This window comes from Clostridium felsineum DSM 794 (assembly GCF_002006355.2).
Lineage (GTDB): Bacteria > Bacillota > Clostridia > Clostridiales > Clostridiaceae > Clostridium_S > Clostridium_S felsineum.
This window is the reverse complement of the sequence record NZ_CP096980.1, coordinates 3119458-3146436: the sequence shown is the minus strand read 5'-3', so window position 1 is coordinate 3146436 and position 26979 is coordinate 3119458. Positions and strand designations below refer to the sequence as shown.

General features: G+C 30.2%; 25 protein-coding genes, 5 tRNA genes and 3 other annotated features. Of the genes, 24 read left to right on the top strand and 6 right to left on the bottom strand.

The window, feature by feature from the left end:
* Window positions 1–20: 20 nt before the first annotated feature.
* Together pdaB and CLFE_RS14975 are read left to right on the top strand one after the other, a co-directional pair.
* Window positions 21–788, top strand: a complete 768-nt coding sequence (pdaB, locus tag CLFE_RS14980; RefSeq protein WP_077892812.1) for a polysaccharide deacetylase family sporulation protein PdaB — start codon at window positions 21–23, stop codon at window positions 786–788.
* Window positions 789–900: 112 nt separating this feature from the next.
* Window positions 901–1590, top strand: a complete 690-nt coding sequence (locus CLFE_RS14975; RefSeq protein ID WP_077834728.1) for a single-stranded DNA-binding protein — start codon at window positions 901–903, stop codon at window positions 1588–1590.
* Window positions 1591–1632: 42 nt separating this feature from the next.
* On the opposite strand, the gene dapD is transcribed toward CLFE_RS14975, so the two are convergent.
* Window positions 1633–2343 carry a 2,3,4,5-tetrahydropyridine-2,6-dicarboxylate N-acetyltransferase gene (gene dapD, locus CLFE_RS14970; protein ID WP_077834729.1) on the bottom strand — a complete coding sequence of 237 codons (711 nt, stop codon included), beginning with the start codon at window positions 2341–2343 and terminating at the stop codon, window positions 1633–1635.
* A 203-nt stretch (window positions 2344–2546) separates the two neighbouring features.
* Here dapD and CLFE_RS14965 point away from each other — a divergent pair, with 203 nt between their 5' ends.
* Window positions 2547–3704: a pyridoxal phosphate-dependent aminotransferase gene (locus tag CLFE_RS14965; RefSeq protein ID WP_077851048.1), complete on the top strand. Its 1158-nt coding sequence runs from the start codon at window positions 2547–2549 to the stop codon at window positions 3702–3704.
* 65 nt (window positions 3705–3769) lie between these two features.
* Here the strand turns inward: CLFE_RS14965 and dapB are convergent, their stop codons facing one another.
* Together dapB and dapA are read right to left on the bottom strand one after the other, a co-directional pair.
* The gene (gene dapB, locus CLFE_RS14960) at window positions 3770–4522 is read right to left on the bottom strand and encodes a 4-hydroxy-tetrahydrodipicolinate reductase (RefSeq protein WP_077834731.1); all 753 of its coding nucleotides are present in this window, start codon (window positions 4520–4522) and stop codon (window positions 3770–3772) included.
* Between the two features lie 13 nt (window positions 4523–4535).
* On the bottom strand, window positions 4536–5417 hold the full coding sequence (dapA, locus tag CLFE_RS14955; protein ID WP_077892813.1) for a 4-hydroxy-tetrahydrodipicolinate synthase: 882 nt from the start codon (window positions 5415–5417) through the stop codon (window positions 4536–4538).
* A 519-nt stretch (window positions 5418–5936) separates the two neighbouring features.
* Here dapA and CLFE_RS14950 point away from each other — a divergent pair.
* From CLFE_RS14950 to CLFE_RS14900, 11 genes are all read left to right on the top strand, one after another.
* Window positions 5937–7634: an ABC transporter substrate-binding protein gene (locus CLFE_RS14950; RefSeq protein ID WP_242951573.1), complete on the top strand. Its 1698-nt coding sequence runs from the start codon at window positions 5937–5939 to the stop codon at window positions 7632–7634.
* A gap of 55 nt (window positions 7635–7689) precedes the next feature.
* On the top strand, window positions 7690–8643 hold the full coding sequence (locus CLFE_RS14945) for an ABC transporter permease (RefSeq protein WP_077892814.1): 954 nt from the start codon (window positions 7690–7692) through the stop codon (window positions 8641–8643).
* A 119-nt stretch (window positions 8644–8762) separates the two neighbouring features.
* The gene (locus tag CLFE_RS14940) at window positions 8763–8924 is read left to right on the top strand and encodes a hypothetical protein (protein WP_169850895.1); all 162 of its coding nucleotides are present in this window, start codon (window positions 8763–8765) and stop codon (window positions 8922–8924) included.
* Window positions 8925–9040: 116 nt separating this feature from the next.
* On the top strand, window positions 9041–9304 hold the full coding sequence (locus CLFE_RS14935) for an alpha/beta-type small acid-soluble spore protein (protein WP_077834734.1): 264 nt from the start codon (window positions 9041–9043) through the stop codon (window positions 9302–9304).
* 13 nt (window positions 9305–9317) lie between these two features.
* Window positions 9318–10058 (top strand): class I SAM-dependent DNA methyltransferase, encoded by a 741-nt coding sequence (locus CLFE_RS14930; RefSeq protein ID WP_077892815.1) that lies wholly within the window; start codon window positions 9318–9320, stop codon window positions 10056–10058.
* 6 nt (window positions 10059–10064) lie between these two features.
* Window positions 10065–10958 carry an Hsp33 family molecular chaperone HslO gene (gene hslO, locus CLFE_RS14925; RefSeq protein ID WP_077834736.1) on the top strand — a complete coding sequence of 298 codons (894 nt, stop codon included), beginning with the start codon at window positions 10065–10067 and terminating at the stop codon, window positions 10956–10958.
* 62 nt (window positions 10959–11020) lie between these two features.
* A tRNA-Val gene (locus CLFE_RS14920) sits at window positions 11021–11096 on the top strand.
* Window positions 11097–11119: 23 nt separating this feature from the next.
* Window positions 11120–11196 (top strand) — tRNA-Asp (locus CLFE_RS14915).
* A 4-nt stretch (window positions 11197–11200) separates the two neighbouring features.
* Window positions 11201–11276 (top strand) — tRNA-Phe (locus CLFE_RS14910).
* 13 nt (window positions 11277–11289) lie between these two features.
* Window positions 11290–11364: transfer RNA gene (locus CLFE_RS14905), tRNA-Gly, on the top strand.
* Window positions 11365–11367: 3 nt separating this feature from the next.
* A tRNA-Cys gene (locus CLFE_RS14900) sits at window positions 11368–11441 on the top strand.
* 108 nt (window positions 11442–11549) lie between these two features.
* Here the strand turns inward: CLFE_RS14900 and CLFE_RS14895 are convergent.
* Window positions 11550–13814 (bottom strand): Ig-like domain-containing protein, encoded by a 2265-nt coding sequence (locus CLFE_RS14895; protein WP_242951574.1) that lies wholly within the window; start codon window positions 13812–13814, stop codon window positions 11550–11552.
* Window positions 13815–14047: 233 nt separating this feature from the next.
* Window positions 14048–14470: a hypothetical protein gene (locus tag CLFE_RS14890; RefSeq protein ID WP_077836195.1), complete on the bottom strand. Its 423-nt coding sequence runs from the start codon at window positions 14468–14470 to the stop codon at window positions 14048–14050.
* Between the two features lie 235 nt (window positions 14471–14705).
* Between CLFE_RS14890 and CLFE_RS14885 the strand changes: the two genes are divergently transcribed.
* Entirely contained in the window at window positions 14706–14903 is a 198-nt protein-coding gene (locus tag CLFE_RS14885) for an alpha/beta-type small acid-soluble spore protein (protein WP_077836194.1), read from the top strand.
* A 69-nt stretch (window positions 14904–14972) separates the two neighbouring features.
* On the opposite strand, the gene CLFE_RS14880 is transcribed toward CLFE_RS14885, so the two are convergent.
* Entirely contained in the window at window positions 14973–15671 is a 699-nt protein-coding gene (locus tag CLFE_RS14880) for a DUF6873 family GME fold protein (protein WP_077892816.1), read from the bottom strand.
* A gap of 223 nt (window positions 15672–15894) precedes the next feature.
* Between CLFE_RS14880 and ytxC the strand changes: the two genes are divergently transcribed.
* From ytxC to pheT, 9 genes are all read left to right on the top strand, one after another.
* Window positions 15895–16770 (top strand): putative sporulation protein YtxC, encoded by an 876-nt coding sequence (gene ytxC / locus CLFE_RS14875; protein ID WP_077892817.1) that lies wholly within the window; start codon window positions 15895–15897, stop codon window positions 16768–16770.
* A gap of 65 nt (window positions 16771–16835) precedes the next feature.
* Window positions 16836–17053: a binding site (T-box leader), on the top strand.
* 52 nt (window positions 17054–17105) lie between these two features.
* A complete protein-coding gene (thrS, locus tag CLFE_RS14870) occupies window positions 17106–19019 on the top strand; it encodes a threonine--tRNA ligase (RefSeq protein WP_077835824.1) in 1914 nt (637 codons plus the stop codon).
* Window positions 19020–19059: 40 nt separating this feature from the next.
* Window positions 19060–19180, top strand: a sequence feature (ribosomal protein L20 leader region).
* A gap of 30 nt (window positions 19181–19210) precedes the next feature.
* The gene (gene infC / locus CLFE_RS14865) at window positions 19211–19741 is read left to right on the top strand and encodes a translation initiation factor IF-3 (RefSeq protein WP_077835825.1); all 531 of its coding nucleotides are present in this window, start codon (window positions 19211–19213) and stop codon (window positions 19739–19741) included.
* Window positions 19742–19758: 17 nt separating this feature from the next.
* Window positions 19759–19956: a 50S ribosomal protein L35 gene (rpmI, locus tag CLFE_RS14860; protein WP_077835826.1), complete on the top strand. Its 198-nt coding sequence runs from the start codon at window positions 19759–19761 to the stop codon at window positions 19954–19956.
* Between the two features lie 29 nt (window positions 19957–19985).
* Complete coding sequence (gene rplT, locus CLFE_RS14855) at window positions 19986–20345, top strand: 50S ribosomal protein L20 (protein ID WP_077835827.1); 360 nt, start codon at window positions 19986–19988, stop codon at window positions 20343–20345.
* A 121-nt stretch (window positions 20346–20466) separates the two neighbouring features.
* Complete coding sequence (locus CLFE_RS14850; RefSeq protein WP_176091665.1) at window positions 20467–21264, top strand: TrmH family RNA methyltransferase; 798 nt, start codon at window positions 20467–20469, stop codon at window positions 21262–21264.
* A gap of 18 nt (window positions 21265–21282) precedes the next feature.
* A complete protein-coding gene (locus CLFE_RS14845; RefSeq protein WP_077892818.1) occupies window positions 21283–23076 on the top strand; it encodes a glycosyltransferase family protein in 1794 nt (597 codons plus the stop codon).
* Window positions 23077–23140: 64 nt separating this feature from the next.
* Window positions 23141–23359 (top strand) — a binding site (T-box leader).
* A gap of 49 nt (window positions 23360–23408) precedes the next feature.
* A complete protein-coding gene (gene pheS / locus CLFE_RS14840; RefSeq protein WP_077835829.1) occupies window positions 23409–24428 on the top strand; it encodes a phenylalanine--tRNA ligase subunit alpha in 1020 nt (339 codons plus the stop codon).
* A gap of 21 nt (window positions 24429–24449) precedes the next feature.
* A complete protein-coding gene (gene pheT / locus CLFE_RS14835; protein ID WP_077892819.1) occupies window positions 24450–26828 on the top strand; it encodes a phenylalanine--tRNA ligase subunit beta in 2379 nt (792 codons plus the stop codon).
* Window positions 26829–26979: the final 151 nt, after the last annotated feature.

Sequence of the window (26979 nt, the reverse complement as noted above, 5' to 3'; positions counted from 1 at the left end):
AAGCAAAAGGAGGGGAAGATTTGCATTTAATATATGCTAAGAGAATATACCTAAGTAAGATTTTTTTTTATATTATACTTTTGATTTTTTGTATAACTATCTTCTTTTGTATTCATAAAAGCAGTATGGGGGTTTTTGTCAATAAAGATAAAAAATTACCTATATATTCTGTCGAAACTGGAGACAAAAAAATAGCTATAACTTTTGATTCAAGCTGGGGCAATGATAATACTACAAAAATTCTTGATGTACTCGACAACTATAACGCAAAGGCAACTTTTTTTCTTATAGGAAGATGGGTAGAAGATTATCCAAATGAAACAAAAGAAATATATAAGAGAGGAAATGAAATAGGGAATCATTCTGATAAACATTTAGATATGACAAAGATGTCTAAAGTGAATATAAAAGAAGATATAAAAAATGCAGATGAAAAAATCTATTCGATTACAGGAGCTAAAACAAAGGTTTTTAGATGTCCATCAGGTTCGTATAATAATTCTGCTATTGAAGCAGCAGAGGGTACAGGGCATAAATGTATACAATGGGATGTGGACAGTATAGATTGGAAGGAGCAAGGGAAGAATGTAGAATATGAGAGAGTTGTTAAAAATGTCAAGCCGGGTTCTATAATACTTTTTCATAACAATGCAAAATACACTCCAGAGAATTTAGACAGGATATTAAAAAAATTAAAAAGTGATGGGTACAAATTCGTGAGAATATCTGACTTAATTTATGATAATAACTACTATATTGATTATATGGGTAAACAAATAAAAAAATAGCCTATTGAAATTAGGTGTAAAATTGTATTATAATGGAAATAAAGTTAAGCAAAAAATTAAATATTTTATATTTAAAGTAATAATTAAATAACTAAGGGAAAGAAGGGTTATAATGGATAACTTAATGTTAAATAATAAACTTTATCTTGAAGGAGTAATTGCATCAAAACTTGAATTTAGTCATGAAATGTATGGAGAAGGTTTTTATAATTTTTATCTTGATGTTCAGAGATTAAGTGATGCAAAGGATAGATTATTTGTAACAGTTTCAGAAAGATTAATTACAGGGATGGATTTAGATGTAGGTAGAGAAGTCATTGTAGAAGGGCAGCTTCGATCTTATAATAAATTTGTTGATGGGGCTAATAGGCTTATACTAACTGTGTTTACACGTAGTATACAAGATTGTAGCGAAAGGAGTAAAAACCCAAATCAGATATTCCTAGATGGGTTTATATGCAAAAGACCAGTATATAGAACAACTCCTTTTGGAAGAGAAATATCTGATATGCTTTTAGCTGTTAATAGATCCTATAATAAGTCAGACTACATACCCACAATAGCTTGGGGTAGAAATTCCAGATTTTGCGAGACTTTAAAAGTAGGGGACAATATAAGAATATGGGGAAGGCTTCAAAGTAGAGAATATCAAAAGAAATTAAATGAAAAAGATTCTGTAAAGAAGACAGCATATGAAGTGTCTATATCCAAGATGGAAAGAGTTGGTGAGACAGAAAGCTCTGATGAAGTTAACATTGTCAATATAGGGATTGATAATGCTCAAGATAAAAAAGTAATCTAAAATATATAGTCTCACTCTTTTAAGAGTGAGACTATATATTAATTATTTTCTTAAATCATCCATTATCTGAGTTTTGTCTTTAGTTTTATCATCAACTTCTTTTATTATTTTTGCAGGAGTTCCTGCTACAACAACGCCAGAAGGCACATCGTCAACTACAACAGAGCCTGCTGCTATAACAGAACCTGCACCAATTTTTACTCCTTCTAAAATAACAGAATTAGCACCTATTAAAACATCGTCACCAATTTCGCAAGGTGATTTACTAGGTGGCTCTAAAACTCCAGCAATTACTGCTCCAGCACCAACGTGAGCTCTTTTACCTATTTTACCTCTTGCACCAACGACAGCATTCATATCTACCATAGCACCTTCGCCTATTTCAGATCCTATATTTATAACTGCGCCCATCATTATAACTGCATTTTTCCCTATTGATACTTTATCTCTTATGATAGCACCAGGTTCAATTCTTGCATCTATTTTAGTCATATCAATTAGAGGAATAGCTGAATTCCTTCTATCTTGTTCTATTTTAAACTTTTGGATTTTATCCCCATTTGCTTCTAAGAAGTTTGATATTTTATCACTTTCACCAAATAAAATATAAAAATTATCAGTTCCGAAACAGTCAATATCATTTGCTATGCAGTCAGCAAGATTACCGTTTACATATACTTTAAGTGGTGTAGTTTTTTTTGCTTCTTTTATGTACTTTGCAATTTCATATGGATTTGTTAAATCGTAGTTCATTTAAATAGCCTCCTGTATTATTAAAATAAGATTTGACACTAATAAATGTGAGTTGTATTATTATTAAATAATAGTTAAAGTCACATTTATATTAGAATTATACCATAAAATAAATTATTGTATAACTTTAATATTTTAATTTTATAAAATGTAAGTTACTTACTCTTATATTAGGCTTGTACATATTTTAGGGGGCATGAAAAATGGAAAATAGTAAAATATCTTCAGGAGCTAGTAGTATACAAATATCAGGTATAAGAAAATTTTATAATAAGGTTGCAAAAGTTGAAGGGGCTATATCACTTACATTGGGTCAACCAGATTTTCCAGTACCAGGTAAAGTTAAAGAAGCTATGATTAGAGCAATAGATGATGATAAAACAGTATATACGTCTAATGCAGGAATAGAGGAATTGAGAGAAGAGATTAGTAAATATTTGAGGAAATTCAATATAAACTATGAAAAGGATGAGATATGTATTACAGCAGGTGGAACAGAAGGAATAATGGATATATTTGGTACTCTTTTGAATAAAGGTGATAAAGTTTTGGTGCCTGATCCAGCTTTTCCTGCTTATGATAGTTGTACAAGACTTTTAGGTGGTGAGGTTATAACATATGGACTTTATGGAAGTGAGTTTTCTATAGATTTTAATGAGTTAGAGGATAAAATTAAAAACGAAAAACCTAAATTTATGGTCTTATCATATCCATCTAATCCAACAGGTGCAGTTTTAAGTAAAGAAGATAATGAAAGATTGCATCAACTTATACAGGATAATGATATTATAGCAGTAACAGATGAGATGTATAGTGCTTTATGCTACGAAGAAGAATATTATTCAATATCACAGTATGAAGATATAAAAGAAAAAGTTATTATTGTTAGTGGATTTTCAAAAACTTTTTCAATGACTGGATTAAGAATAGGTTATGTTTGTGCTAGTAGCACTTTTATGGACAGTATTTTAAAGGTACATCAATATACTACAACCTGTGCACCGTCAATATCACAATATGGTGCTTTAGAAGGACTTAGAAATTGTGATGCTGATGTTCAGTATATGAAAAATGAATTCAAAAAAAGAAGAGACTATGTTTATAAGAGACTTAAAGATATGGGATTTGAGGTGAGTTTGCCTAAAGGTGCGTTTTATATATTTCCAAGTGTAGACGGATTTGGCATGACAAGCGAAGAGTTTTGTGAGAAGCTGCTTAATGAAGCAAAAGTTGCAATAGTACCAGGTTCAGCTTTTGGAGAAAAGGGTGAAAACTTTGCTAGAATTTCATATGCATATAGTGAAGTTGAATTAGAAGAGTGCATGAATAGAATGGAAAAGTGGATATTGAAAAATAGATAAATTATAAAAGGCCATCCATGAAGGGTGGCCTTTTATAATTAGTAAAATGCTGAATATTTTAAATTTTACATACCTAATACATCATTCATATCATAAAGACCAGCAGCTTTTTTGTATATAAATGCACATGCCTTTAAGGAACCAGCAGCGAAGACATCTCTTGATTGAGCGGTGTGCTTTATTTCTATTGTTTCACCTTCGCCAGCAAATATTAAATCATGTTCCCCTACAATGCTTCCGCCGCGTATAGCATGGATGCCTATCTCGTTATGCTTTTTTTTACTTACACCTTCTCTACCATAAATGTAATCAATTTTTTCTGATATAGTATTTTTTATAGTATCAGCTAGTAAAAGTGCTGTTCCACTTGGAGCATCTACCTTTTGATTGTGGTGTTTTTCAATCAATTCAATATCATAATTTTCATATAAAATAGTACTTACGCTTTTTAGAATGTTGTTAACTATATTTACACCAATTGACATGTTAGCTGAACGAAAAACAGTGTGATTTTTGCTGAATTCATTTATTTTGTCAATTTGCTCGTTTGTATATCCAGTTGTACAAAGGACTATAGGTAAACTGTTTGTATTAGAATAGTTTAATATCTCGTCCAAAGAATCAGGACGTGAAAAATCTAATATTACATCACAATCAACATTAACTTCTGATATTGATTTAAATACAGGATAACTAGAACTATCCTTTGGAGATTTATCTACACCAGCTACAATTGAAATATTATCATAGTTTTTTGAAAGATTTGTTATTGCAGTTCCCATTTTGCCACCGCAACCATTGAGTAAAATTTTAACCATTTTGTTACCTCCATTATTTTAGAAGACCATAATTTTTAAGTTCTGTCTTTAATTTATTTAAGTTTTTCTCATCCATATTACATAAAGGCAGTCTAAGAGAGCCAGCATTAAAATTTAATAGGTTCATAGCTGTCTTTATAGGTATAGGATTTGTTTCTATAAATAAGCTGTTTGTGAGGAGAAGAGAATCTAATTGAAGATTTAAGGCATCAATAGTTTTTCCCTCAAAATAAAGTTTGCACATATCGTGAACTTTTTTTGGAATTATATTAGCAAGAACTGATATAACACCAGAACCACCAAGGGAAAGTATAGGTATTATTTGATCGTCATTTCCTGAATAAATATCAAATCTATCTTTGCAAAGAGCTTTTATTTTTGCTATTTGACTTATATCAGAACTGGCTTCTTTTATAGCTAATATATTTTTAAGGTCTTTCATTGCATATAAAGTTTCAGGAAGTATATTTACTCCTGTTCTTCCAGGTACATTATATAATATCATAGGGATATTTATACTATTATTTATAGCTTTAAAGTGTTCAATAAGACCTTTTTGAGTTGTTTTATTGTAATAAGGAGTTATAACTAAAACACCATCAACGCCAATAGATTCTGCCCATGAACTCATTTCTGTAGCAGATTTTGTGTTATTACTTCCTGTTCCTGCAATTACAGGAATTCTTTTGTTTACAATTTCTACAGTATATTTTATTACATCTTTTCTTTCATTTAGTGACATTGTAGAAGCTTCACCAGTGGTTCCACATATAACAATGGCATCAGTATTATTTTCTATATGCCATTCTAATAACTTTTTTAGTTCATCAAAATTAACTCCTGTTTCTGTAAAAGGTGTAATAAGTGCAACAGCTGATCCTTTGAAAATACTCAATCAAATCACTCTCCTTAATTACATATTGTTAGTTTAAAATTATGACTGTTAAAATCAAAAGATTTATATATTATATCACTTAAGAAGTATAAATGATACAAATGAAATGACTGCAAGTGTTATACTAATTATATAATGTATCATTAAAAAAATATAGAGAATAATAAATATTATTGTTTTTATATGTAATAAGATATAAATACATGAAATATAATGTAAATTAAAACACATAATATTTTTTGAAAATATCATATAAATCGCAATAAATAATGTAAATAACCTAATAAATTTATAAAGTTTTAGTAATTGACACTATATAAGAAAAGTGGTAACATAAATCATATTAAAAAAAATATATATGAGTTGGCGTCTATCGCATTCACTTGGTAATTTATGAAAAATTTTTACATAAAAGGCAATTAAACTTTAAGTAGGTAAATTGTTTTTTATAAGTGTGCATTGTTTTATTTTATTATTGTGTATAAAAGTTAAATTTAAAGAAAAATAAGGGGGATAAAGATGAAAAAATGGCATATGATGTCATTAATTGCTTTAGCGAATGTCATGATATTTCTAACTGCATGTGGACAAACAGCTATAAACAAAAGTACAAGCAATTTTTCTAAAAATTCAATAGAGACGGTAAAGGCATCACAACCATATGAGGTTCCAAAGCTAGCAGAAAAAAGAGGTAATGTTTTGGTAGTTGGTATAGAGAAGCCTGATGATGGTAAAATGATACCTTTAAACTCAAGTTCGATTTATAATCAGTATATGTGGGAAATGGTGTATGATTGTCTTGGAGATGTAGACGAAAAAGGAGAACCTATACCTGGAATTGCAAAATGGGATATATCAAAGGATGGTCTTGTTTACACCTTTCACATTAAGGATAATGTTAAATTTAGTGATGGTACTCCATTAACCGCAGAGGATGTGGAATTTACATTTACCTATTTATGCGATAAGTTAACAAATAGCAATACTTTTGATCCTTCTACAGTTAACATAAAAGGCTGGAAGGATTATTCTGATGGAAAGACTAATAAGGTAGAAGGAATAAAGGTTAAAGATTCACACACAATAAGTTTTGAGCTTGAAAAAGAAAATACATCAGCTATATATGCACTAGCAAGAACGCTTATTGTATCTAAAAAGTTATTAGGAAAAAACTACAAGCAAGGAAATGCATCGTCAATAGAAACTATGGAAAATACACCAATAGGTTCGGGACAATACATTTTTAAAGAAAGTAAGCCAGGTGAAGAATATGATTTTGAGGCAAATCCTAATTATTGGAGAGGAAAGCCTAAAATAGAAAAAGTGATATTAAAAGTTACTAACCAAAATAATGCAATGCAGATGCTCAAAGATGGAGAAATTGATTTAAATCAAATTAAACCTAATAATGAAGCTATAGAAGAAATTAAGAGTTTTAAATATGTTGATATTACAACATTTCCGGCAAATGTATATGGATACATTGGAATAAATTTAAATAGGGATATATTTAAAGATAAAAAAGTAAGACAAGCATTAACATATGGACTAGACAGAGAAAACATTGTTAAAAATGTTTTTGGAAGCTATGGCACTGTATGTAATGAACCTCAATCAGTAGCTTCTTGGAATTATAATGAAGATGTAAACAAATATAAATTTAATACAGATAAGGCAAGTAAGTTATTAGATGAAGCGGGCTGGAAAAAAGATTCAGATGGAATTAGAAAAAAGAATGGACAAAAATTTCAAATTCATTATTTAGCTAGTTCTGATAATCCAGTTAATGATGTTCTTATTCCAATAATGAAAGAAAATTATAAAAAACTTGGAATTGAAGTTTTAGTTGATTCTATGGATTTTACTAGTGTCAATAACAAGGTTGAAAATAAAGATTTTGATATGTTCTTTATGGCAGGGAGTCTTAGTGCAAATCCAGATCAATCTGTAGTCTTTAAAACTGAAGGAACTCAGAATTTTTTTGGATACTCAAATAAAGAGCTTGATAAAGAAATGAGTGACTCTTTAAAGGAACAGAACTTTGATACTAGAAAAAAGGATTATAAAAAAGTATGGGAAATGATAAATGATGATATGCCAACAATTTTTATGTATCAAAGAAATGATATGTGGGCAATAAGTTCAAGAGTTAAAGGCATTAATGTTACACCTTATAAAGATTTTACTGTATCCTTGTGGAAAGCAAAACTCAAATAATTTTTATGTGTCTGGTATATCTAATCAGACACAATTTTTATATTAGGAGGTAATTATGATTAAATACATAGTAAAAAGATTACTTTTGATGATACCTATAATAATAGTGACTTCGTTTATAATATATATGATATTTAGTTTTGCACCTGGGGATATAGTAACTTCAATGAAGGTGAATTCAAAAGAAAAAGTTGAAATGAGGCATAAATATCATCTTGATGAGCCTAAAGTAATACAATATTTTAGATGGCTTAAGGGTGCAGTTAAGGGTGATCTGGGTGAATCTTATAAATTGAATCAACCTGTTAAAAGAGTTATTAATAAATACATATGGAATTCATTTTATCTGCAGTTTATTTCGTTTATTTTAGCTGTATTAATAGCCATACCTATAGGAGTTATATCGGCAACTAGGAAACATTCAATTATTGATTCTGGTTTTACGATTCTATCTCTTATAGGTGTTTCTGTACCAACTTTTTTTCTTGGTCTTATATTAATAAAGATTTTTGCAGCGGATTTAAATGTTTTTCCTGTTGAAGGTATGACAACTACAGGAGAAACGTTACATGGAATGAATAAGATATTGGATATATTTTATCATATGGCGCTTCCTTGTATAGTTTTAACTTTTGTAAATGCTGCTACGTTAATAAGATATGTAAGAAGTAGCATGCTTGAAGTTATAAAGCAAGATTATATGATGACAGCAAGGGCAAAAGGATTAAAAGAAAAAATAATTATATATAGACATGCTTTGAAAAATGCCATGATTCCTTTAGTAACTATATTTGGTATGTCAATCGCTAATTTATTTACAGGGGCAATAATTACTGAAGAGGTATTTTCCTGGCCGGGAATTGGCAAATTATCCTTAGATGCAGTTTTTCAACGAGATTATCCACTACTTATGGGTATAAATATGATCATTGTGGTCTTGACTTTTCTAGGGAATTTAGTTGCAGATGTTTTATATGCGGTTGTTGATCCTAGAATAAAATATAAGTAAGAGTGCACTATGTAAAGGTACTTTTCTTATATATAATTTGAAAAATCAAATTTAAGGTAGACATTTTTAATTATGTAATTTAATATAGTGTGTGGGATAATAACGAAGGAAGTGCTCTCATGAAAACTTTTGAAAATGAGTCCAAAGATCAAAATGATATTGAACTAAAAGATAAGTTGGCATTTATAGTGGCCGCCTTTGAAGTTTTTTTACCAGTTTTTTTAATAGTTATATTAGGTGTTTTTTTTGTGGTTTTACTTTTCTTAAAGTTTTTTTTATAAATGTAAAACTAGCCAATTAAGAATTTGAACTTTTAAAAACTAGAATAAAAAACATTATTCTGAGCAAAATAATATAAAATGTTAAATTATTTATATTATTTTGTGGAGGGATTTATATGGGGAAAACGCCACTTAAAAAGGTGATTAAATCAAAGTTAAAATCACATAAGGAACTTACTGAGTTAGAAAAGCAAAGGGAAAAATTAAAGTATGAAATAGCTGAAGAATTAGGATTAAAAGATAAGGTGGATAAGTTTGGCTGGGGATACTTAACGGCAGAAGAAACGGGAAGAATTGGTGGTATAATGACTAGAGTGAAAAAAAACTTGAAAATACCTAAAAATGAAGAAATCTTGAAGAATTCAAAGAAGTATGATTGAAGAAGGGACATAAATGGATTGTTATAATAAGTTTGCACATATTTATGATAAGCTTATAAGAGTTGATGTTGATTATAAAAATTGGAGTGAGTTTATAGTAAGTAAATGTATAGAAAATAATATTGAATTTGATGATTATCTTGATTTGGCATGTGGAACAGGGAATCTTACGGAAAATTTATGCCCCAAGTTTAAAAATACCTGGGCAGTTGATCTTTCTGAAGAAATGCTTTCGGAAGCCGACAATAAATTTAGAAAAAAAGGTTTAAAGGCAAATTTTATATGCCAAGATATATCAGAATTAGATATTAATAAAAAGTTTGATCTTATAACTTGTTGCCTTGACTCTACAAATTATATAATAGATGAAAGGGCATTAAAAAGATACTTTAAATCTGTAGGCAATCTTCTAAAAGAGAATGGAATTTTTATATTTGATGTAAATTCATATTATAAGCTTTCAGAGGTTCTAGGTAATAATGATTTTAGTTATGATGATGATGATGTATTTTATTACTGGGAGAATAGCTTTGAGGATGATATAGTGTCAATGTATATAAGCTTTTTTGTTAAGGATGGTAGTATGTACAGAAGATTCAATGAAGAACATGAAGAAAAAGCATATAGAAATGAAGCTATAGATTACTATCTTAAAGAAGGACAACTTAATGTAGTAAATAGGATTGATTGTTACAGTGACAAAGAAATTAATGAAAAGACAGAAAGAATAACATATGTAGTTTCTAGGAGGTAAAAGGTAATTATGGATAAATTAGTGAAAGCAACTGCTAAAAATGGAGATGTTAGAATAATTGCAGCTATAACAACAGATATGGTTAATGAGGGGGTCAAAACTCATAAATGTGCACCTACAGCGGCGGCTGCACTTGGTAGGATGCTTACAGCAGGAGCTCTTATGGGTGCTCAACTTAAATCAGATAAGGATAGTATCACGCTTAAAATAAATGGCGGGGGAATAGCTAAAAGTGTTACAGTAACATCATATAGTGATGCACATGTAAAAGGATATATAGCAAATCCTAATGCTGATTTACCTGTTAATAGCAAAGGTAAGCTGGATGTTGGAGGTATTATCGGAAAGAATGGTAGTTTGCTTGTAATAAGGGATATGGGATTAAAAGAACCATATGTAGGTCAAGTTCCTATATATACTGGTGAGATAGGTGATGATATTGCCTACTATTATGTTAATTCTGAGCAAACGCCATCTGCAGTTGGACTTGGTGTTCTTGTAGATAAGGATTTATCGATAAAAGCATCAGGCGGTTTTATAATACAGATGATGCCAGGAGCAGACGATTTAGTAGCTGATCTTATAACATATAGATTAGAAGAAATACCTTCAATAACTGATCTTATAGTAAAAGGTATGTCAATAGAAGATATATTAGAATTTATTTTTGAAGATATGGATTTAAAAATACTTGATGAGGGTATAGTCCCTAAATATAGATGTGATTGTTCAAGAGATAGAGTCGAAAAAGCACTTATAAGTATTGGAATGAAGGATTTGAAAGAGATATATGATGAAGGAAAACAAGAAGAAATAGTGTGTAATTTTTGTAATAAAAAATATATATTCTCTAACAAGGAGATTGGAAGTTTAATAGAAAAGCTGGAAAATAACAAATAAAGTATTGACATATAGTTTGTTTTGTTGTATAATTTTCCTTGTCTTGATTAAGACGTATGTGTGGGCGCTTAGCTCAGCTGGGAGAGCATCTGCCTTACAAGCAGAGGGTCACAGGTTCGAGCCCTGTAGTGCCCACCACTTATATGTCTAACATGGTTTATGGCTTGGTAGCTCAGCTGGTTAGAGTGCTGGCCTGTCACGCCAGAGGTCGAGGGTTCGATCCCCTTCCAAGTCGCCATTTTGGCCAGATAGCTCAGTCGGTAGAGCAGAGGACTGAAAATCCTCGTGTCCCTGGTTCGATTCCTGGTCTGGCCACCATGTTAGTTGTAATGCGGGAGTGGCTCAGTGGTAGAGCGTCACCTTGCCAAGGTGAACGTCGCGAGTTCGAATCTCGTCTTCCGCTCCATATGGCGCTATAGCCAAGTGGTAAGGCAGAGGTCTGCAAAACCTTTATCCCCAGTTCAAATCTGGGTGGCGCCTCCAAAAAAACTCTTGAAAATAATAATTTTCAAGAGTTTTTTTCTTTTGAATAAAATACAATTTTTATATAAAATAAAACTGCTCCAAATTTTTGGAGCAGTTTTTTAATTATTACTGATGAAGGAAGTACGCAAAAGCGTCTACACCAGGAGCATCAAGTAAGCTCCTTATATGAACATCATTTCCTTGATTATCAGCAATGTATGCCATAGTGTGATCATCAGGATTAACCCAATCTAAAAACATATAAGTATGAGTTGGATAATCTAGACCATCATTTACAGTGAAGCATACACTTCCAGGAGTTAACAAATCTTTGTTTGTTTGTTTTGTCCATCCTTTTGAAAGTAAGAAGTTAGTGTACTGACCTGTATTACACATTGAAAGAGGAACACTATATCCTACGGCTCTAAGAGCTGTACTTGAGAAGTAAACACAGTTATTCTCGTTAATTCCTCCATGCAATTGTATAGCAGTTTGGTTCGTACTTTGTATATTAGAAGAATAACGTAAGTATTCAGAAGCCTTGTAGTTTATTGTGTTTAAACTTGTAGAAGAAGGCTGAACAGATGGAACAGTTTGAACTCCATCATCAGCATATACTTTTATTCGTATTCCTTGTATTCTAAGATTTAAACCAACAGTACCGGCAATCTGATCATCACTAACCCAGTTCATCCATCCAATACCTTGTACATCTACTTGGTATTTTATTCTGTATCCAGGAGCATTAATAAGTTTAAGTTTTAATGCTTCTAGTCTAAGTGATTGTCCTGTAGTACCAACAACATCACCATCATAAACAGGATTCATCCAACCTATATTTTGAACATGTGCTGTACATTGAACCTTAGCACCAGCAGGTGCATTTTCAAGATTTACCTTTAATGCTTGAAATGCAAGAGGTTTTGCATTTGTACTCACTATAGTTCCATCTGTAACAGCATCTTTCCAACCTATATTTTCAATATGTGCTTGGTATTGAACGTGAATATCCTTTACAATTCTAATTCTTAAAGCCTCAAGTCTTAGACCTGGACCAACAGTACCGGCAATAGCACCATTACTAACCCAATTTTGCCAACCAATATTTTGAACTTGAGCTTGGTATTCCACAGTGTAGCCAGGCATGTTTTCAAGATAAATTTTTATTGCTTCAACATTTAAATCTTGTCCACCAGACCCAGATTCAGTTCCATCATATACAAGAGGCTGCCAGCCTAAGTATTGAACTTGAGTCTGATACTTTATCCTAGCTCCTGATGGAGCATTAAGCAATTGGATTTTAAAACCGTTTGTTGGTAACGCTTTATCTATAGTACCAGCAATTTCAGAATCGCTTACAGGGTTTTGCCAACCTTGACCTTTAACATTAGCTTGATAAGAAACGGATATTCCATCAGCTTGAGTGCTTTTAACTGTTACATTACAAGTTGCTGTTTTATTTCCATCAGCTGTAGTGGCAGTTATAGTGGCAGTTCCAGCACTTATACCAGTTATTTTCCCAGTAGTGTCTACTGTTGCTATTGAAGTATTAGAAGATGTCCAAGAAACATCTTTTTTACTTGCAGTGTCAGGTAATATATTTGCTGTTAAAGTATCTGAAGCTCCTACATTTAGAGAATCAGTGGTTTTGTTTAGGCTTACGCTTGTAACATTAACTGGACTTGTAACTGTAACGTTACATGAAGCGGTTACACTTCCGTTAACTGTAGTAGTTATAGTAGCAGTTCCAGCATTTACTGCGGTTACTTTTCCAGTATTATCTACTGTGGCAACAGAAGTGTTTGAAGATGTCCAATTTGTAGATGTTACATATGCATCTGTTGGATTTACAGCTGCCTTTAGCGTATCAGTATTTCCTGCGGTTAAAGTATCATTAGATTTATTAAGAGATACAGAGCTAACGTTTGATAACTTCACAAGCTTTATTTGTATAGCTTCAACTCTTAAATCTTGACCAGTAGTTCCGGCAACTGCACCGTCCTTAACCCAGTCCTGCCAACCGATGTTTTGAACATGAGCTTTATATTCAACGGAATATCCAGGCATGTTTTCTAATGAAATTTTAAAAGCTTCAAGTCTTAGACTTTGATTAACTGTTCCAGCCATATTAGGACTATAAACAAAATCCATCCAACCGATGTTTTGAACATGAGCACTATATTTGATTTTTGCTCCAGCTGGGGCATTAATAAGATTGATTCTAAATGTCTCTACTCGTAGGCTTTGTCCAATTGTCCCTGAGGTATCACCTGAACTCTTAACATCCTGCCACCCTATGTTCTGAATCTGTGATTGATATGTAACATCAGGAACTGTAGTTGTAGTGTCGGCAAAAATGTTTGTATTAAATCCTAAGAAAATACAAAACAAACCGACAATAAATGTAAAACTAAAAATTTTTTTCGTTTTAATCTCCCCCTAAATAATTAATTATGTCGTTTTAAGTCAGCAAATAATTTTAGACAAAACCAAGTATATTTATTCTACAAAAAAGAAAAAAATCCTTCATAATTTAAAGTTAAAAATTAATATTATAAAGGATTTTTATTATATAGTATTAAGATTAGTTATACAATATTAAATTTTATGAAATATTGTAATTATTATGCATTAGATTTTGAATTAGGCCAAAACACATTTTTCTTCTTATATATAAATATAGCCATAATAATTGGAAGAATAAAGTATAATAGTAAACTTAATGAAAAACCTGAAGTTATAATATAGTAAATAATAAATACAATTTCAGATAAAAAATATAGGTATGCTCCTAAATTTTTTTTATTAAGTATTAGAATAAGACCTACAACAAGAATTATTTCTAAAATTAAATTTATAGCTATAGAAGATGTGCTAGGCATTGCTGTTGACTGACCACTTTGAGCTAGAATATTCATTATTTTATCTTTATATGCATACATAAATACATATCCAATAAAGGTAAAGAATGCACCTATAAAATGAAGAATTGATATTGTTATTATTCCTGCACCTACTTTTAAATTTTGTTCATTTTCGCTTTCCATTATGTTACCTCCTAAATATAATTATACAAGTATTATAACAAACATAACAAGCTTTATCAATATTTATAATGAAGTATTTGTATATTCTTATATAAAATTACTAAAAACTAAAAAGGTAAGCTACTATACAAGTATTGGACATATTTCATTTAATTTAATAGATTAAATATCTTAAAAAAGCACAAACTTATAGTGTAAATTCAATACGAGTCAATTAAAAAGGAGGTAACACATTATGTCAAGAAGAAATAACCAAACATTAGTACCAGAAGCAAGAGGAGCATTAGATAAGTTTAAGATGGAAGCTGCTAAAGAAGTAGGAGTAAACTTAAAAGAAGGCTACAACGGAGATCTTACTTCAAGAGAGAATGGATCTGTAGGCGGACAAATGGTTAAAAAAATGATCCAAGAATATGAAAGCAGTCTTAAATAGTTAAAAACTAGAATAAGGTTAAAGGGGCTATCTCAATTTTAATTGAGATAGCCTTTTTTAAACTTATTTCTAGATAGTGATAATACTTCCTCGATCAATAAGCTTACTATCACTAAGGTATATAGGCTTTATATTATGTTTATTTAAAAAATTTAAAACTTTATTTTTAAATTTATATTTTTCTAAGTTTCCGTAAAAAGCTAATGTGTTTTTATTAATTAAACCACAGCTGCCACCTATAAAACCATATTCAAAGCCGGGAAGAACAATATCGCCGGGAGGTAGGAGTAGTACGTCTAAATTGAATTTTGAGGCGGAATTTGCAATTCCTATATCGCTTGTCATTAAGGCATAGTCGTTTATTACTGCAGTTGAACATTTAGTATAACCCTGTTTAACATTTATAATAGTTTTATCTAGAATGTTATTATAAAGGGATGGATCTGTATACTTAATATTATGTATAAAAAAATCCTTAAGAACTACACCATTTAAAGCTACATCATTAGGATATTCATTTCCTAAAGTATTAGATGATTTTATTATGTTTATGCCCAAATTTTTAATAGAAGCAATAAATTCAGAAGTAGAACTTTTATATATAATCATGAGTTTATCGGATACTTTACAAATAACTTCATCAGGGTGACCAGAAATAGGAGAGGAAATATCTTTACATATAGGAGTTAAAATTATATTTAAATCTAACTTTTTTAAATTATATTTTTCTAGTTCGCTTATTCTATTGTCCACAATAACAGCTTTCAAAAAAACACCTCACAATTTTAATTTCTATAAGGTAAAATATATTGAAATTAATTTTTTATATTAAAAATTAAAAATTCAACTGTTTCCTTACATGTATATTATATATTTTTATTAAAATAAATGCATATAGTTAAAATTTTAGATACATACTAAATAGGATTGGATTTATGTCATTAAGATAAATTTGCATTTGTATTGTATCCAATTAGAAAGGATTGGTAAAATGCTTATTAAAACTATAGTTGTTAAGGATAAGATTAATTATGTTATAAGTAGTATTGAAGAAATAAAGGAAAGTTTACACAAAGACAATATAAATATTGGAATATGTGAAAGTATGGAAGAAGACACTCATTTTATAAAAGTTATGTGTAACAATTACGAATATGATCATAGTGTTAAAATCAAATTTAATAGGTATTTTGCTAAAGTACTATATGATATAATGGCTATAGATTTTTGTATGATGAGTCTTAACGATATATTAGAAGAGTCTTATTTCTTTTTAGATATAGATGAAATGAGTGAGATACGGGAAGTGTGTGTTGGTGAGATTTTAAAAGATAATAATATAAATGATGAAGAGATATTTTATATAAATAAGAAGAATAAAATTTTGGAAAAGATAAATGAATGTCTTGAGGAATATGATGAAGTAAATATAACTGGTTTTGTTAGGTTTAGAATGAAATTTATAGAAGCAAATTTAAAAATAATAATAGACAAAGTTATAGAAAGGTATATGATTGAAAAAGAATATGATGAATTTGTAAAGTTATTGAAATATTTTGTGGATATGCAAGAAAGTAAAATTGAAATTGTAAATATTTATGTATTAGAAACTGGTGAATATAAACTTACAGATGTCAAGGGAGAAGATATAACAGATAAGGTTATGAATGAATTTTCAGGGGCTAAATCTAAAAAAGGAATAAATGAAGATGATATACTTATAAGTGGGCTTATAACAGCATGTCCTCAAAAAATAATTATTTATGATGCTGATAAATTTCAAAATAAAGAAATTTTAAATACTATAGAGAATGTTTTTGAAAATAAAGTGATATTTTGTAGTGAAATTACTATGGGAAGAACTTAAATAATATAAAGTTAAAATTTTTATATATTGACTTATGAATTTTATTGGAATATAATTTAAGTTAAATAAAGGCTTTGAAAAGGAAGAGTAAGTAATTACTATTTTAAAGAGAGAGAAATTTTAGCTGAAAGTTTCTTAAATGTGTATTATTGAAAACCACCTTTGAGCTGAGTGCTGAACTGTTTAGTAAGCATCTCCGTATATCTGCGTTATTGATTTGAGTGAAAAGAAGATAATATAACTTCTTTTAATTTGGGTGGAAGCACGGTAACTCGTCCCTTTGTATGGGAGGAGTTTTATTTTTTTGATAAATAATTTTTGTAGGAGGAATTAATATGATTAAAGTAACACTTAAAGATGGAAAAGTTATGGAGTTTAACAGTACAACAACTCCAGGTGATATTGCAAAATCAATAAGTCCAGGACTTTATAAGAAAGCAATTTCCGCTAAAATCAATGGAGAAAGAGCAGAATTAATGACTAATATTGATAAAGATTGTACTCTTGAAATACTTACATTTGATGATGAGGATGGAAAATGGACATTAAGGCATACAGCTTCACATATATTAGCACAAGCAATTAAAAGACTTTATCCTGAAGCAAAATTAGCTATAGGACCTGCAATAGATGAAGGATTTTATTATGATATTGATGCAGATTTCTCATTTACAGAAGAAATGTTTCCTAAAATAGAGAAGGAAATGGATAAAATAATAAAAGAAAACTTGAAGCTTGAAAAATTTGAACTTCCAAGGGAAAAAGCTATAGAATATATGGAAGAAAAAAAAGAGCCTTACAAGGTAGAACTTATAAAAGATCTACCAGAAGATGCAGTAATTTCATTTTACAAACAAGGGGACTTCGTTGATTTATGTGCAGGACCCCATGTTGAATCTACTGCTAAGGTAAAAGTTGTAAAACTTATGTCAGTTGCAGGTGCATATTGGAGAGGAAATGAAAAGAATAAAATGCTTCAAAGAATATATGGAACTGCATTTACAAAAAAAGCAGATCTTGAGGAGTATATCCATATGCTTGAAGAAGCTAAGAAGAGAGATCATAGAAAAATTGGAAAAGAACTCGATCTATTTACTATGCATGAAGAAGGACCAGGATTTCCATTTTTTCACCCAAAGGGAATGGTAATAAAAAATATTTTATTAAATTATTGGAGACAGGTTCATAATAAAGCAGGATATGATGAAATAAGTACACCAGTAATATTAAATGAACAATTATGGCATCAATCAGGACATTGGGATCACTATAAAGAAAATATGTATTTTACTAAAATTGATGAGCAGGATTATGCTATAAAACCTATGAACTGTCCAGGATCAATTTTGGTATATAAAGATAACATACATTCTTATAGAGAACTTCCTATAAAGCTTGGGGAGATAGGACTTGTTCACAGACATGAAAAATCTGGAGCTCTTCATGGACTTATGAGAGTAAGATGTTTTAACCAAGATGATGCACATATATTTATGACTAAAGATCAAATAACTGAAGAAATACTAAAAGTAATAAAACTTATAGATTCGTTTTATAAAGTATTCGGATTTGACTATTATGTTGAATTATCTACAAGACCAGAAGATTCCATGGGAAGTGACGAAGATTGGGAAGCAGCTACAAATGGACTTATAAATGCACTTAATGCTGCAAATTTAAAGTATATAGTTAATGAAGGTGATGGAGCCTTCTACGGACCTAAAATAGATTTTCATCTTAAGGATTGTATAGGCAGAACATGGCAGTGTGGAACAATACAACTTGATTTTCAAATGCCTGAAAGATTTGATATTAACTATGTTGGTGCAGATGGAGAAAAACATAGACCAGTTATGGTTCATAGAGTTGTTTTTGGAAGTATAGAAAGATTTATAGGAATTTTAATAGAGCATTATGCAGGTGCTTTTCCAACTTGGCTTGCACCGGTGCAAGTTAAAGTTATGAACATAACAGATAGTCAAGTAGAATATGTTGATGTTATAAGCCAAAAATTAAGAGATGCAGGAATAAGAGTTGAAAAAGATGTTAGAAATGAAAAAATAGGATATAAGATAAGGGAAGCTCAGCTTAAAAAGATTCCTTATATGATAGTAATAGGAGATAAGGAAATAAAAGAGGGCGTGATTTCTGTAAGAAGCAGAAAAGAAGGAGATTTAGGCTCAATGAATGTTGAGGACTTCATATTTAGAATAAATGCTGAAGTTAAGCAGAAAATAAATTCACTTTAGTTCTTGACAAGAACACTAAGTGGTGCTATAATTTACAAGGTATTGGAAGTAGAAACCTACCGTTTCTCACCTTACAGCCACGAAGCTAGTAAGGTTTAAGATATGCAGCTTATTTTGCTATGTATATTTGAGACGGTGAATAACCGTCTTTTTTTATTATAAATATATGTATATTCATTAAGTTTTCGGAGGTGAAAATCATAAGTAAGAATAAAAATTTTATTGTAAATGGGGAAATAAGGCAAAAAGAAGTCAGAGTAATAGGTGATGATGGTTCTCAGCTTGGAGTTATTGCTACAAGCGAGGCACTTAGACTAGCAGAAGAAAAGGAACTTGATTTGGTTGTTATGTCACCTAATGCTGTTCCACCGGTTTGTAGGATAATGGACTTTGGTAAGTTTGTCTATGAGCAAACTAAGAAAGAAAAAGAAAATAAGAAAAATCAAAAGATTGTAAATATCAAAGAAGTAAGATTAAGTGCATCTATAGAAGAACATGATATACAAATTAAATCAAATAATGCACGTAAATTTTTAACAGCCGGAGATAAAGTTAAGGTTACAGTAAGATTTAGGGGAAGGCAAGCAGACTACGCATTTAAAGGTAGAAAGATACTTGACAATTTTGTTGAGAAAATAAATGATGTTGCCGTTGTTGAAAAGACAGCGAAATTAGAGGGTAAAAATATGATAATGATATTGGCACCTAAAAAAGCTCAATAGTATAGGAGGAAGTACACATGCCAAAAATGAAAACAAAGAAATCAGCTGCTAAAAGATTTAAAGCTACTGGAACTGGAAAGTTAAAAAGAGGTAAAGCTTTTAGAAGCCATATACTTACTAAGAAGAGTACAAAGACTAAAAGAAACCTTAGAAAAGGTGGATACGTTTCAGAGACACAAGAAAAAACAATGAAAACATTGTTACCATACCTATAATAGGAAAGGTTTAAGGAGGTTAATTTAGTATGGCTAGAGTAAAAAGAGCAGTAAATGCACGTAAAAATCATAGAAAGGTTTTAAAACTTGCTAAAGGTTATTATGGTGGAAAAAGTAAGTTATTTAAAACAGCAAATGAATCAGTAATAAGAGCACTTAGAAATGCTTATGTTGGAAGAAGATTAAGAAAAAGAGATTTTAGAAAACTTTGGATAGCAAGAATAAATGCTGCATCAAGAATAAATGGTCTTTCATATTCTAAATTTATCAATGGAATAAAATTAGCAGGAATTGATATGAATAGAAAGATGCTTTCAGAAATCGCTATAAATGATCCTAAAGCATTTTCTGAATTAGTTGAAGTAGCTAAAAAACAAATTAACGCATAGTAATTATTAAATTGCAGTCTATATGAATTCTTTCAATATATGCATATATAAATATGCATATATTGGATTTGCTTACATAAAATCATATATGGCTGCAATTGTATTATATAATAAAAAAGGAATGAACGAATTGAATACAACAATAACAAGTAAGGGAAACTCTATTATAAAAGAAGTTAAAAGATTAAAAGAAAAAAAGTATAGAGATTTGAACAAAAAATTTATTGTGGAGGGATTAAGATTCGTTAAAGAAGCTTTAGAATCTGATTTTGACGTAGAATATTTGTTTGTTTCTGAAAAAAGCTATGATAAGTTTATTTTAAATGATATAGGTGAAGATATAAAGAAAAACGTGGAAGTTATAAAAGTTTCAGAAAGTATTTTAAATCAAATTTGTAGTACGGAAACACCTCAAGGAATAGCTGCGGTTGTGAAGTACAGTAAAGTTTTAAGTAAGATTACAAAAGGATTCTATATGCTTGTAGATAAAATTCAGGATCCTGGAAATATGGGCACTATAATAAGAACTGCAAATGCCGCAGGAGCCTTAGGAATTATAATAACTAAAGGTACTGTGGATATATATAATAATAAGACTCTTAGAGCTACCATGGGATCAATTTTTAAATTGCCTGTAATATTTGAAGATGAAAAACTATCACAAATAGCAAGATTAAAAGAAAATGGATTTAAGCTTATAGCAAGTACTCCTAATACAAATAATAATTTTTACAATGTAGAGTTAAATGAAAAAATTATTATTGCAGTCGGTAATGAAGGAAATGGATTGAGTGATGAGGTTATAAATATCAGCGATATTAAAGCTAAAATTCCTATGCCAGGAGATGTAGAATCTCTTAATGCTGGTATAGCTGCCGCTGTTATGATGTTTGAATATGTTAGAAAACATCATGTATAAATTTCTTCGGGGGTATTAATGAAAAAAATTAAATATTGTTTGCCAATTAGAAAAAAGAGTATTATTTACTTTTTTTTAAGCTTAGTATTCTCTATTATTACTAATTATTTTATATTTTTTAATAATAGGCAAAGAGGATACAGTTTGAAAATCTTTGTTGTAAATTTAGTATTAATTTTAATTTACTTTCTAGCATTACGAGGATTTTCATTATTTTTTTGCTTTTTTAAGATACAAGTAAGCAAAAACTTATTAATTGGAGAAAATCCAATAATAATTATTATACATAAGATTACTTTGGCCTGCTTATTTTGGGTATTTTTAAATATTATCATTCTTAATAGAGTTGATATTATACATTATAATATAGATTTGGCTTTTCTTTTTTCAATCTTTATTCTCTTTTTACTTTTTTCCATGACAGGCATAATTAAAAATATTTGTGAGTATTTTATCAAACACAGAGATAAAATGTATATTATGTTAGCTTTAGTTATAGCTACTTTTTCAATAACACAATTAATTATTGCTTATGGACTCCAGACCACTTCTCCTAATTGGGATTCTGGTGTGGTGTTTAGTGATGTTATCGCCTTTATGGACAAAGGTAAAATTGTCAATTCACAGTACTATGTATTATATCCTAATAATTTAGGTTTACTTAGTGTTTTGATTTTATACTTTAAATTTTTGAAGGTTTTTGGTGTAGTACATTCTTTGTATGCAGCATCAATATTAAATGTTGTTGTAATGAATATATCAGTACTTTTAATATATTTAATTTGTGAAAAGGTAATTGGTATTGAAGGTGCAATTACATCTCTATTCTTTTCGTTTATTTTTGTAATATTGTCTTGTTGGGTTACTACTCCGTATACGGATATATTAGGAATGATTTATCCGCTGCTTATATTATATTTGTATTTGAAGTCAAAAGAAATCAAAAGAAATAAAGTTAAGCTACCGGTGTATATATTAATAGGTATTGTAGCTATGTTTGCTTATAAGATGAAGCCAACAAGTCTATTTGTAATGATAGCAATTATTATGGTGCTAATAATAACAAATATAAAACATCCTAAAAAATTTGCATTAAAGTGTGCTCTTATGCTATTAGGATTAATCTTTAGCCTAAATGTATTTAATTATAGTTTGGATAATTCAGGGATACTAAATCATAAATTAAAATATGTATATGAACACAGTACACCACCAACTTACTTTCTTATGATAGGTATGCAAAAGCAGTATATAAAAGATAGAGGAGCACTGTATGGTGCAGTGGATGCTGCGGATGCAAGATTAAATAATAAGAGTCAAACTAAGGAAAATAGAATAAAGCAAAATATTCCTGAAATAAAAAAACGTCTTAGAGAGTTTGGTTTTAAAGAATATTTAAAGTTTTTATCCAATAAAGCAAGCTGGATTTTTGGAGATGGAACATTTTATGCTTATGGTGAGGGTGATTACAAGGAATCTAAGTTAGTGCATAAGGATAGAATTAGTAAAAATATTCAAAACGTTATGTATCCTAATTCAGATAAATATATATACTTTGCACATTTCCTAGAGGGAGCATGGATTGTTCTAATATTTTTTATTGTATTTCCATTATTTTTAAAAGAAAAGTATAAGGATAAAGAAGAACTATCTATTTTGCGAATAACTATTTTGGGTGTGTTTATTTTCTTGCTTTTCTTTGAGGGAAGGTCTAGGTATCTATATAATAATATTGGTATTTTTATTATTACATCGGTGTATGGATATAATTTATGTAAAGAGAAAGTACTTGCTATAATAAAAAAAAGCTAGTACAAATTTCCATAAACTATTGAAAAAAGATTTTTATGTGATATAATAGGAATCAATCTTAATAATAGAAGCATTGAAAGAGAGAGTAAATATAATAGGATTTTAAGAGAGAAAAGGTTATTAGCTGAAAGCCTTTTTAAGTCTAGTTGTATTGAAGTTCACTCTGGAGTTCCATTTGTGAAATGTAGCTTTGTACAAATTAGCAAATGGCGGTTAAATATCGTTAAAATATTGAGTGGGTTATCCAATTTGGGTGGTACCGCGGAGATTATCCGTCCCTTTTTATAGGGGCGGTTTTTATTTTTATATAAAAGAAAGGAGCTTATAATTCAATGAAAGAGAAGCTTGAGGCCATAAAAGAAAAAGCATTAAACGAATTAAAAAGTGCAGTAGACAAGAAAAATATTGAAGACATAAGAGTAAAGTATCTTGGTAAAAAAGGAGAACTTACTCAAATACTAAGAGGTATGGGAGGCTTGACAAAGGAAGAAAGGCCTATAATAGGAAAGCTTGCAAATGAGGTTAGAGCTAAGCTTGAAAATCTTATTGTTGAGGCAAGTGAAAAGATAAAAAATGAAGAGAAGAGTAATAGACTTCAAAGTGAAATTATAGATATTTCTATGCCAGGAAAAAAACAAACAGTCGGTCATAGACACCCAACCTTCTTAACGTTAGAGAAAGTTGAGAACATATTTAGAGATATGGGCTTTGTAATTGAAGAAGGACCAGAAGTAGAGTATGATAAGTACAATTTTGAGATGCTTAACATACCTAAAAATCATCCGGCTAGAGGAGAACAAGATACTTTTTACATAAATGATAATGTAGTACTTAGAACTCAAACATCTCCAGTTCAAGTTAGAACAATGCTAGACCAAAAACCACCTATAAAAATGATCTCGCCTGGTAAAGTGTATAGATCAGATGCTGTTGATGCAACGCATTCACCTATATTTTATCAAGTAGAAGGTCTTGTTGTAGATAAAGGGATAACCTTTGCAGATTTAAAAGGAACTCTTGAGACTTTTGCTAAAAAAATGTTTGGAGAAGATGTTAAGATGAAATTTAGACCTCATCATTTCCCTTTCACAGAGCCATCAGCAGAGTCTGACGTAACATGTTTTGCGTGTGGAGGAGAAGGTTGCAAGGTATGTAAGGGAGAAGGCTGGATAGAGCTTTGGGGTTGTGGCATGGTGCATCCTAATGTTTTAAGAAGCTGCGGTATAGATCCAGAAGTATATAGTGGATTTGCTTTTGGTATGGGTCTTGATAGAATAGTTATGCTTAACTATGGAATAGATGATATAAGACAGCTATACGAAAGTGATATGAGATTTTTAAAACAATTCTAGTATTTTGTTAGGAGGATAAAAATGAAAGTACCTGTTAAATGGTTAAAAGATTATGTTGATTTTGATATAAATGCTAAGGAACTTGGAGATGCATTAACTCTTTCAGGCTCTAAGGTTGAAGAAGTAATAACAAGTGGGGATGAAATAACAAATGTGGTTACAGGCAAAATATTAAAAATAGAACCTCATCCTGACGCAGAAAAACTTGTTATATGTAGTGTAGAGGTTGGAAAAGAAGAACCAGTTCAAATTGTAACTGGTGCACAAAATATGAAGGAAAATGATATTGTTCCAGTTGCACTTCATGGATCAACACTTCCAGGAGGCGTAAAAATTAAAAAAGGTAAGCTTAGAGGAGTACCATCTAATGGTATGATGTGTTCAAAAGAAGAACTTGGAATTGCCGATGAAGAGCATGTTCACGGTCTTATGATATTGGATAAGGATGCACCTATCGGAAAGGATATTAAAGAAGTTTTAGGATTGGATAATCCTGTTATAGATTTTGAAATAACTTCAAATAGACCGGATTGTTTAAGTGTAATTGGAATAGCTAGAGAAACAGCTGCCACAATTAATACAAAGTACAGAAATGTTAAAATAGATTTTTTAGAAACAAAAGGAACAAACGTTAATGATGAAATAAGTGTTGAGGTTAAAGACGAATTATGTAGAAGATATATGGCAAGAGTAATCAAGAATGTGAAAATAGAGGATTCACCTGCATGGATGCAAGAGAGATTGATGCTTGCTGGTGTAAGACCAATAAATAACATAGTCGATATAACAAATTTTGTTATGCTAGAGCTCGGTCAACCAATGCATGCTTTTGATAAAAAAATGATAACCTCAAATAAAATTGTTATAGAAAGAGCAAAAGACGGAGAAAAATTTGTTACTCTTGATTCAGAGGAAAGAAACTTAGATTCAAATGTATTAATGATAAAAGATGGAGCGGAGAATTGTGCTATAGCAGGAATAATGGGTGGACTCAATTCTGAGGTTACAGAAGATACACATGAAATAATATTTGAATCAGCTAATTTCGATGGAACTAATATAAGAATATCTTCTCAAAAATTAGGTCTTAGAACAGAGGCATCAGGAAGATATGAAAAAGATTTAGATCCAAATCTTGCTGAGACAGCACTTAATAGAGCATGTACATTGATTCAGGAGTTAAAAGCTGGAGAAATCGTAGAAGGTGTAATTGATATATATCCTGTTAAGAATGAACCTAATATAGTTGAGGTTGATTATAATTGGGTAAATAATTTCCTTGGAATTAATATACCTAAGGAAGAAATGAAAGAATATCTTGATAGATTGGAATTAACAACAGAAATAGAGGAAGATAAATTAAAGGTTTTTTCACCAACCTTTAGATGTGATATAAATATAAAAGAAGATGTAGCTGAGGAAATTGCTCGTATTTATGGTTACAATAATGTTCCTTCAACTATAGTAAAAGCTCAAAGTGTAAGAACTGGTAAAAGTAAAATTCAGCAGATAAAGGATTTTATCACAGATATATTGATTTCTAGTGGTCTTAATGAATCTATAAATTATTCATTCATAAGTCCAAAGGTATTTGACAAAATACTAATTCCAGAAGATAGTGAACTTAGAAACGTTGTAAAAATAAGAAATCCTTTAGGTGAAGATTTTAGCGTTATGCGAACTACAACTATTCATTCTATGATGGAATCTCTTGCTAGAAATTATTCGCACAATAATGAGATATCAAGGTTATTTGAAGTTGGAAAAGTATACGTACCATCTAAAAATGAAGATGAGATTCCTAAAGAAAAGAATGTAGTAACAATTGGTATGTACGGTGAAGCTGATTATTTCGATTTAAAAGGTGTTGTAGAGAACTTAGTGGAGATATTAGGGATAAATAAAATTTCTTATGCTCGTGAAAGTGAAAATCCTACTTTCCATCCTGGAAAAACAGCAGTTATAAAAATTAAAAATGTTGTTTTGGGTACTCTTGGAGAAATTCACCCTAATGTAAGCGAAAATTATAGTATTGATGAGAGATGCTATATAGCAGAGATAGATTTAGATTTACTAGTAGAAAATGTAGTATTAAAGAAGAAATATAAGCCGTTACCTAAATTCCCTGCTGTAACAAGAGATACTTCAATTTTAGTCGATGAAGATATACTTGTTCAAGAGATCGAAAATATCATAAAAAGGCAAGGCGGAAGTATACTAGAGAGCTTCAAGCTATTTGATGTATATAAAGGAAAACAAGTTCCTGAAGGCAAAAAAAGTGTATCCTATGCACTTACTTATAGAGATGAAAATAAGACTTTAACAGATAAGGATGTAGAAAAAATTCAAAATAAAATTGTAAAAACCCTTGAACATCTTTTGGGAGCAGAACTTAGATAAGAAAATATAGTTTCCAGTCCTTATATGGGGTTTCCAATAGAAAGTTAAAATATCTTTTTACAAAAGTATAATATATAATTGTTATATATGTTTAACTTTGAGGTTGAGTTGGAAACCCCATATGTGTTAAAATATATTTAAAGTATATTGG

Bases quoted from the DNA above. Each gene is read 5' to 3' on its own strand.
- CLFE_RS14975 (WP_077834728.1), top strand. From the start codon at position 901: ATGGATAACTTAATGTTAAATAATAAACTTTATCTTGAAGGAGTAATT.
- dapD (WP_077834729.1), bottom strand. From the start codon at position 2,343: ATGAACTACGATTTAACAAATCCATATGAAATTGCAAAGTACATAAAA.
- CLFE_RS14965 (WP_077851048.1), top strand. From the start codon at position 2,547: ATGGAAAATAGTAAAATATCTTCAGGAGCTAGTAGTATACAAATATCA.
- dapB (WP_077834731.1), bottom strand. From the start codon at position 4,522: ATGGTTAAAATTTTACTCAATGGTTGCGGTGGCAAAATGGGAACTGCA.
- CLFE_RS14950 (WP_242951573.1), top strand. From the start codon at position 5,937: ATGAAAAAATGGCATATGATGTCATTAATTGCTTTAGCGAATGTCATG.
- CLFE_RS14945 (WP_077892814.1), top strand. From the start codon at position 7,690: ATGATTAAATACATAGTAAAAAGATTACTTTTGATGATACCTATAATA.
- CLFE_RS14940 (WP_169850895.1), top strand. From the start codon at position 8,763: ATGAAAACTTTTGAAAATGAGTCCAAAGATCAAAATGATATTGAACTA.
- CLFE_RS14935 (WP_077834734.1), top strand. From the start codon at position 9,041: ATGGGGAAAACGCCACTTAAAAAGGTGATTAAATCAAAGTTAAAATCA.
- CLFE_RS14930 (WP_077892815.1), top strand. From the start codon at position 9,318: ATGGATTGTTATAATAAGTTTGCACATATTTATGATAAGCTTATAAGA.
- CLFE_RS14890 (WP_077836195.1), bottom strand. From the start codon at position 14,470: ATGGAAAGCGAAAATGAACAAAATTTAAAAGTAGGTGCAGGAATAATA.
- CLFE_RS14885 (WP_077836194.1), top strand. From the start codon at position 14,706: ATGTCAAGAAGAAATAACCAAACATTAGTACCAGAAGCAAGAGGAGCA.
- ytxC (WP_077892817.1), top strand. From the start codon at position 15,895: ATGCTTATTAAAACTATAGTTGTTAAGGATAAGATTAATTATGTTATA.
- thrS (WP_077835824.1), top strand. From the start codon at position 17,106: ATGATTAAAGTAACACTTAAAGATGGAAAAGTTATGGAGTTTAACAGT.
- rpmI (WP_077835826.1), top strand. From the start codon at position 19,759: ATGCCAAAAATGAAAACAAAGAAATCAGCTGCTAAAAGATTTAAAGCT.
- rplT (WP_077835827.1), top strand. From the start codon at position 19,986: ATGGCTAGAGTAAAAAGAGCAGTAAATGCACGTAAAAATCATAGAAAG.
- CLFE_RS14850 (WP_176091665.1), top strand. From the start codon at position 20,467: ATGAACGAATTGAATACAACAATAACAAGTAAGGGAAACTCTATTATA.
- CLFE_RS14845 (WP_077892818.1), top strand. From the start codon at position 21,283: ATGAAAAAAATTAAATATTGTTTGCCAATTAGAAAAAAGAGTATTATT.
- pheS (WP_077835829.1), top strand. From the start codon at position 23,409: ATGAAAGAGAAGCTTGAGGCCATAAAAGAAAAAGCATTAAACGAATTA.
- pheT (WP_077892819.1), top strand. From the start codon at position 24,450: ATGAAAGTACCTGTTAAATGGTTAAAAGATTATGTTGATTTTGATATA.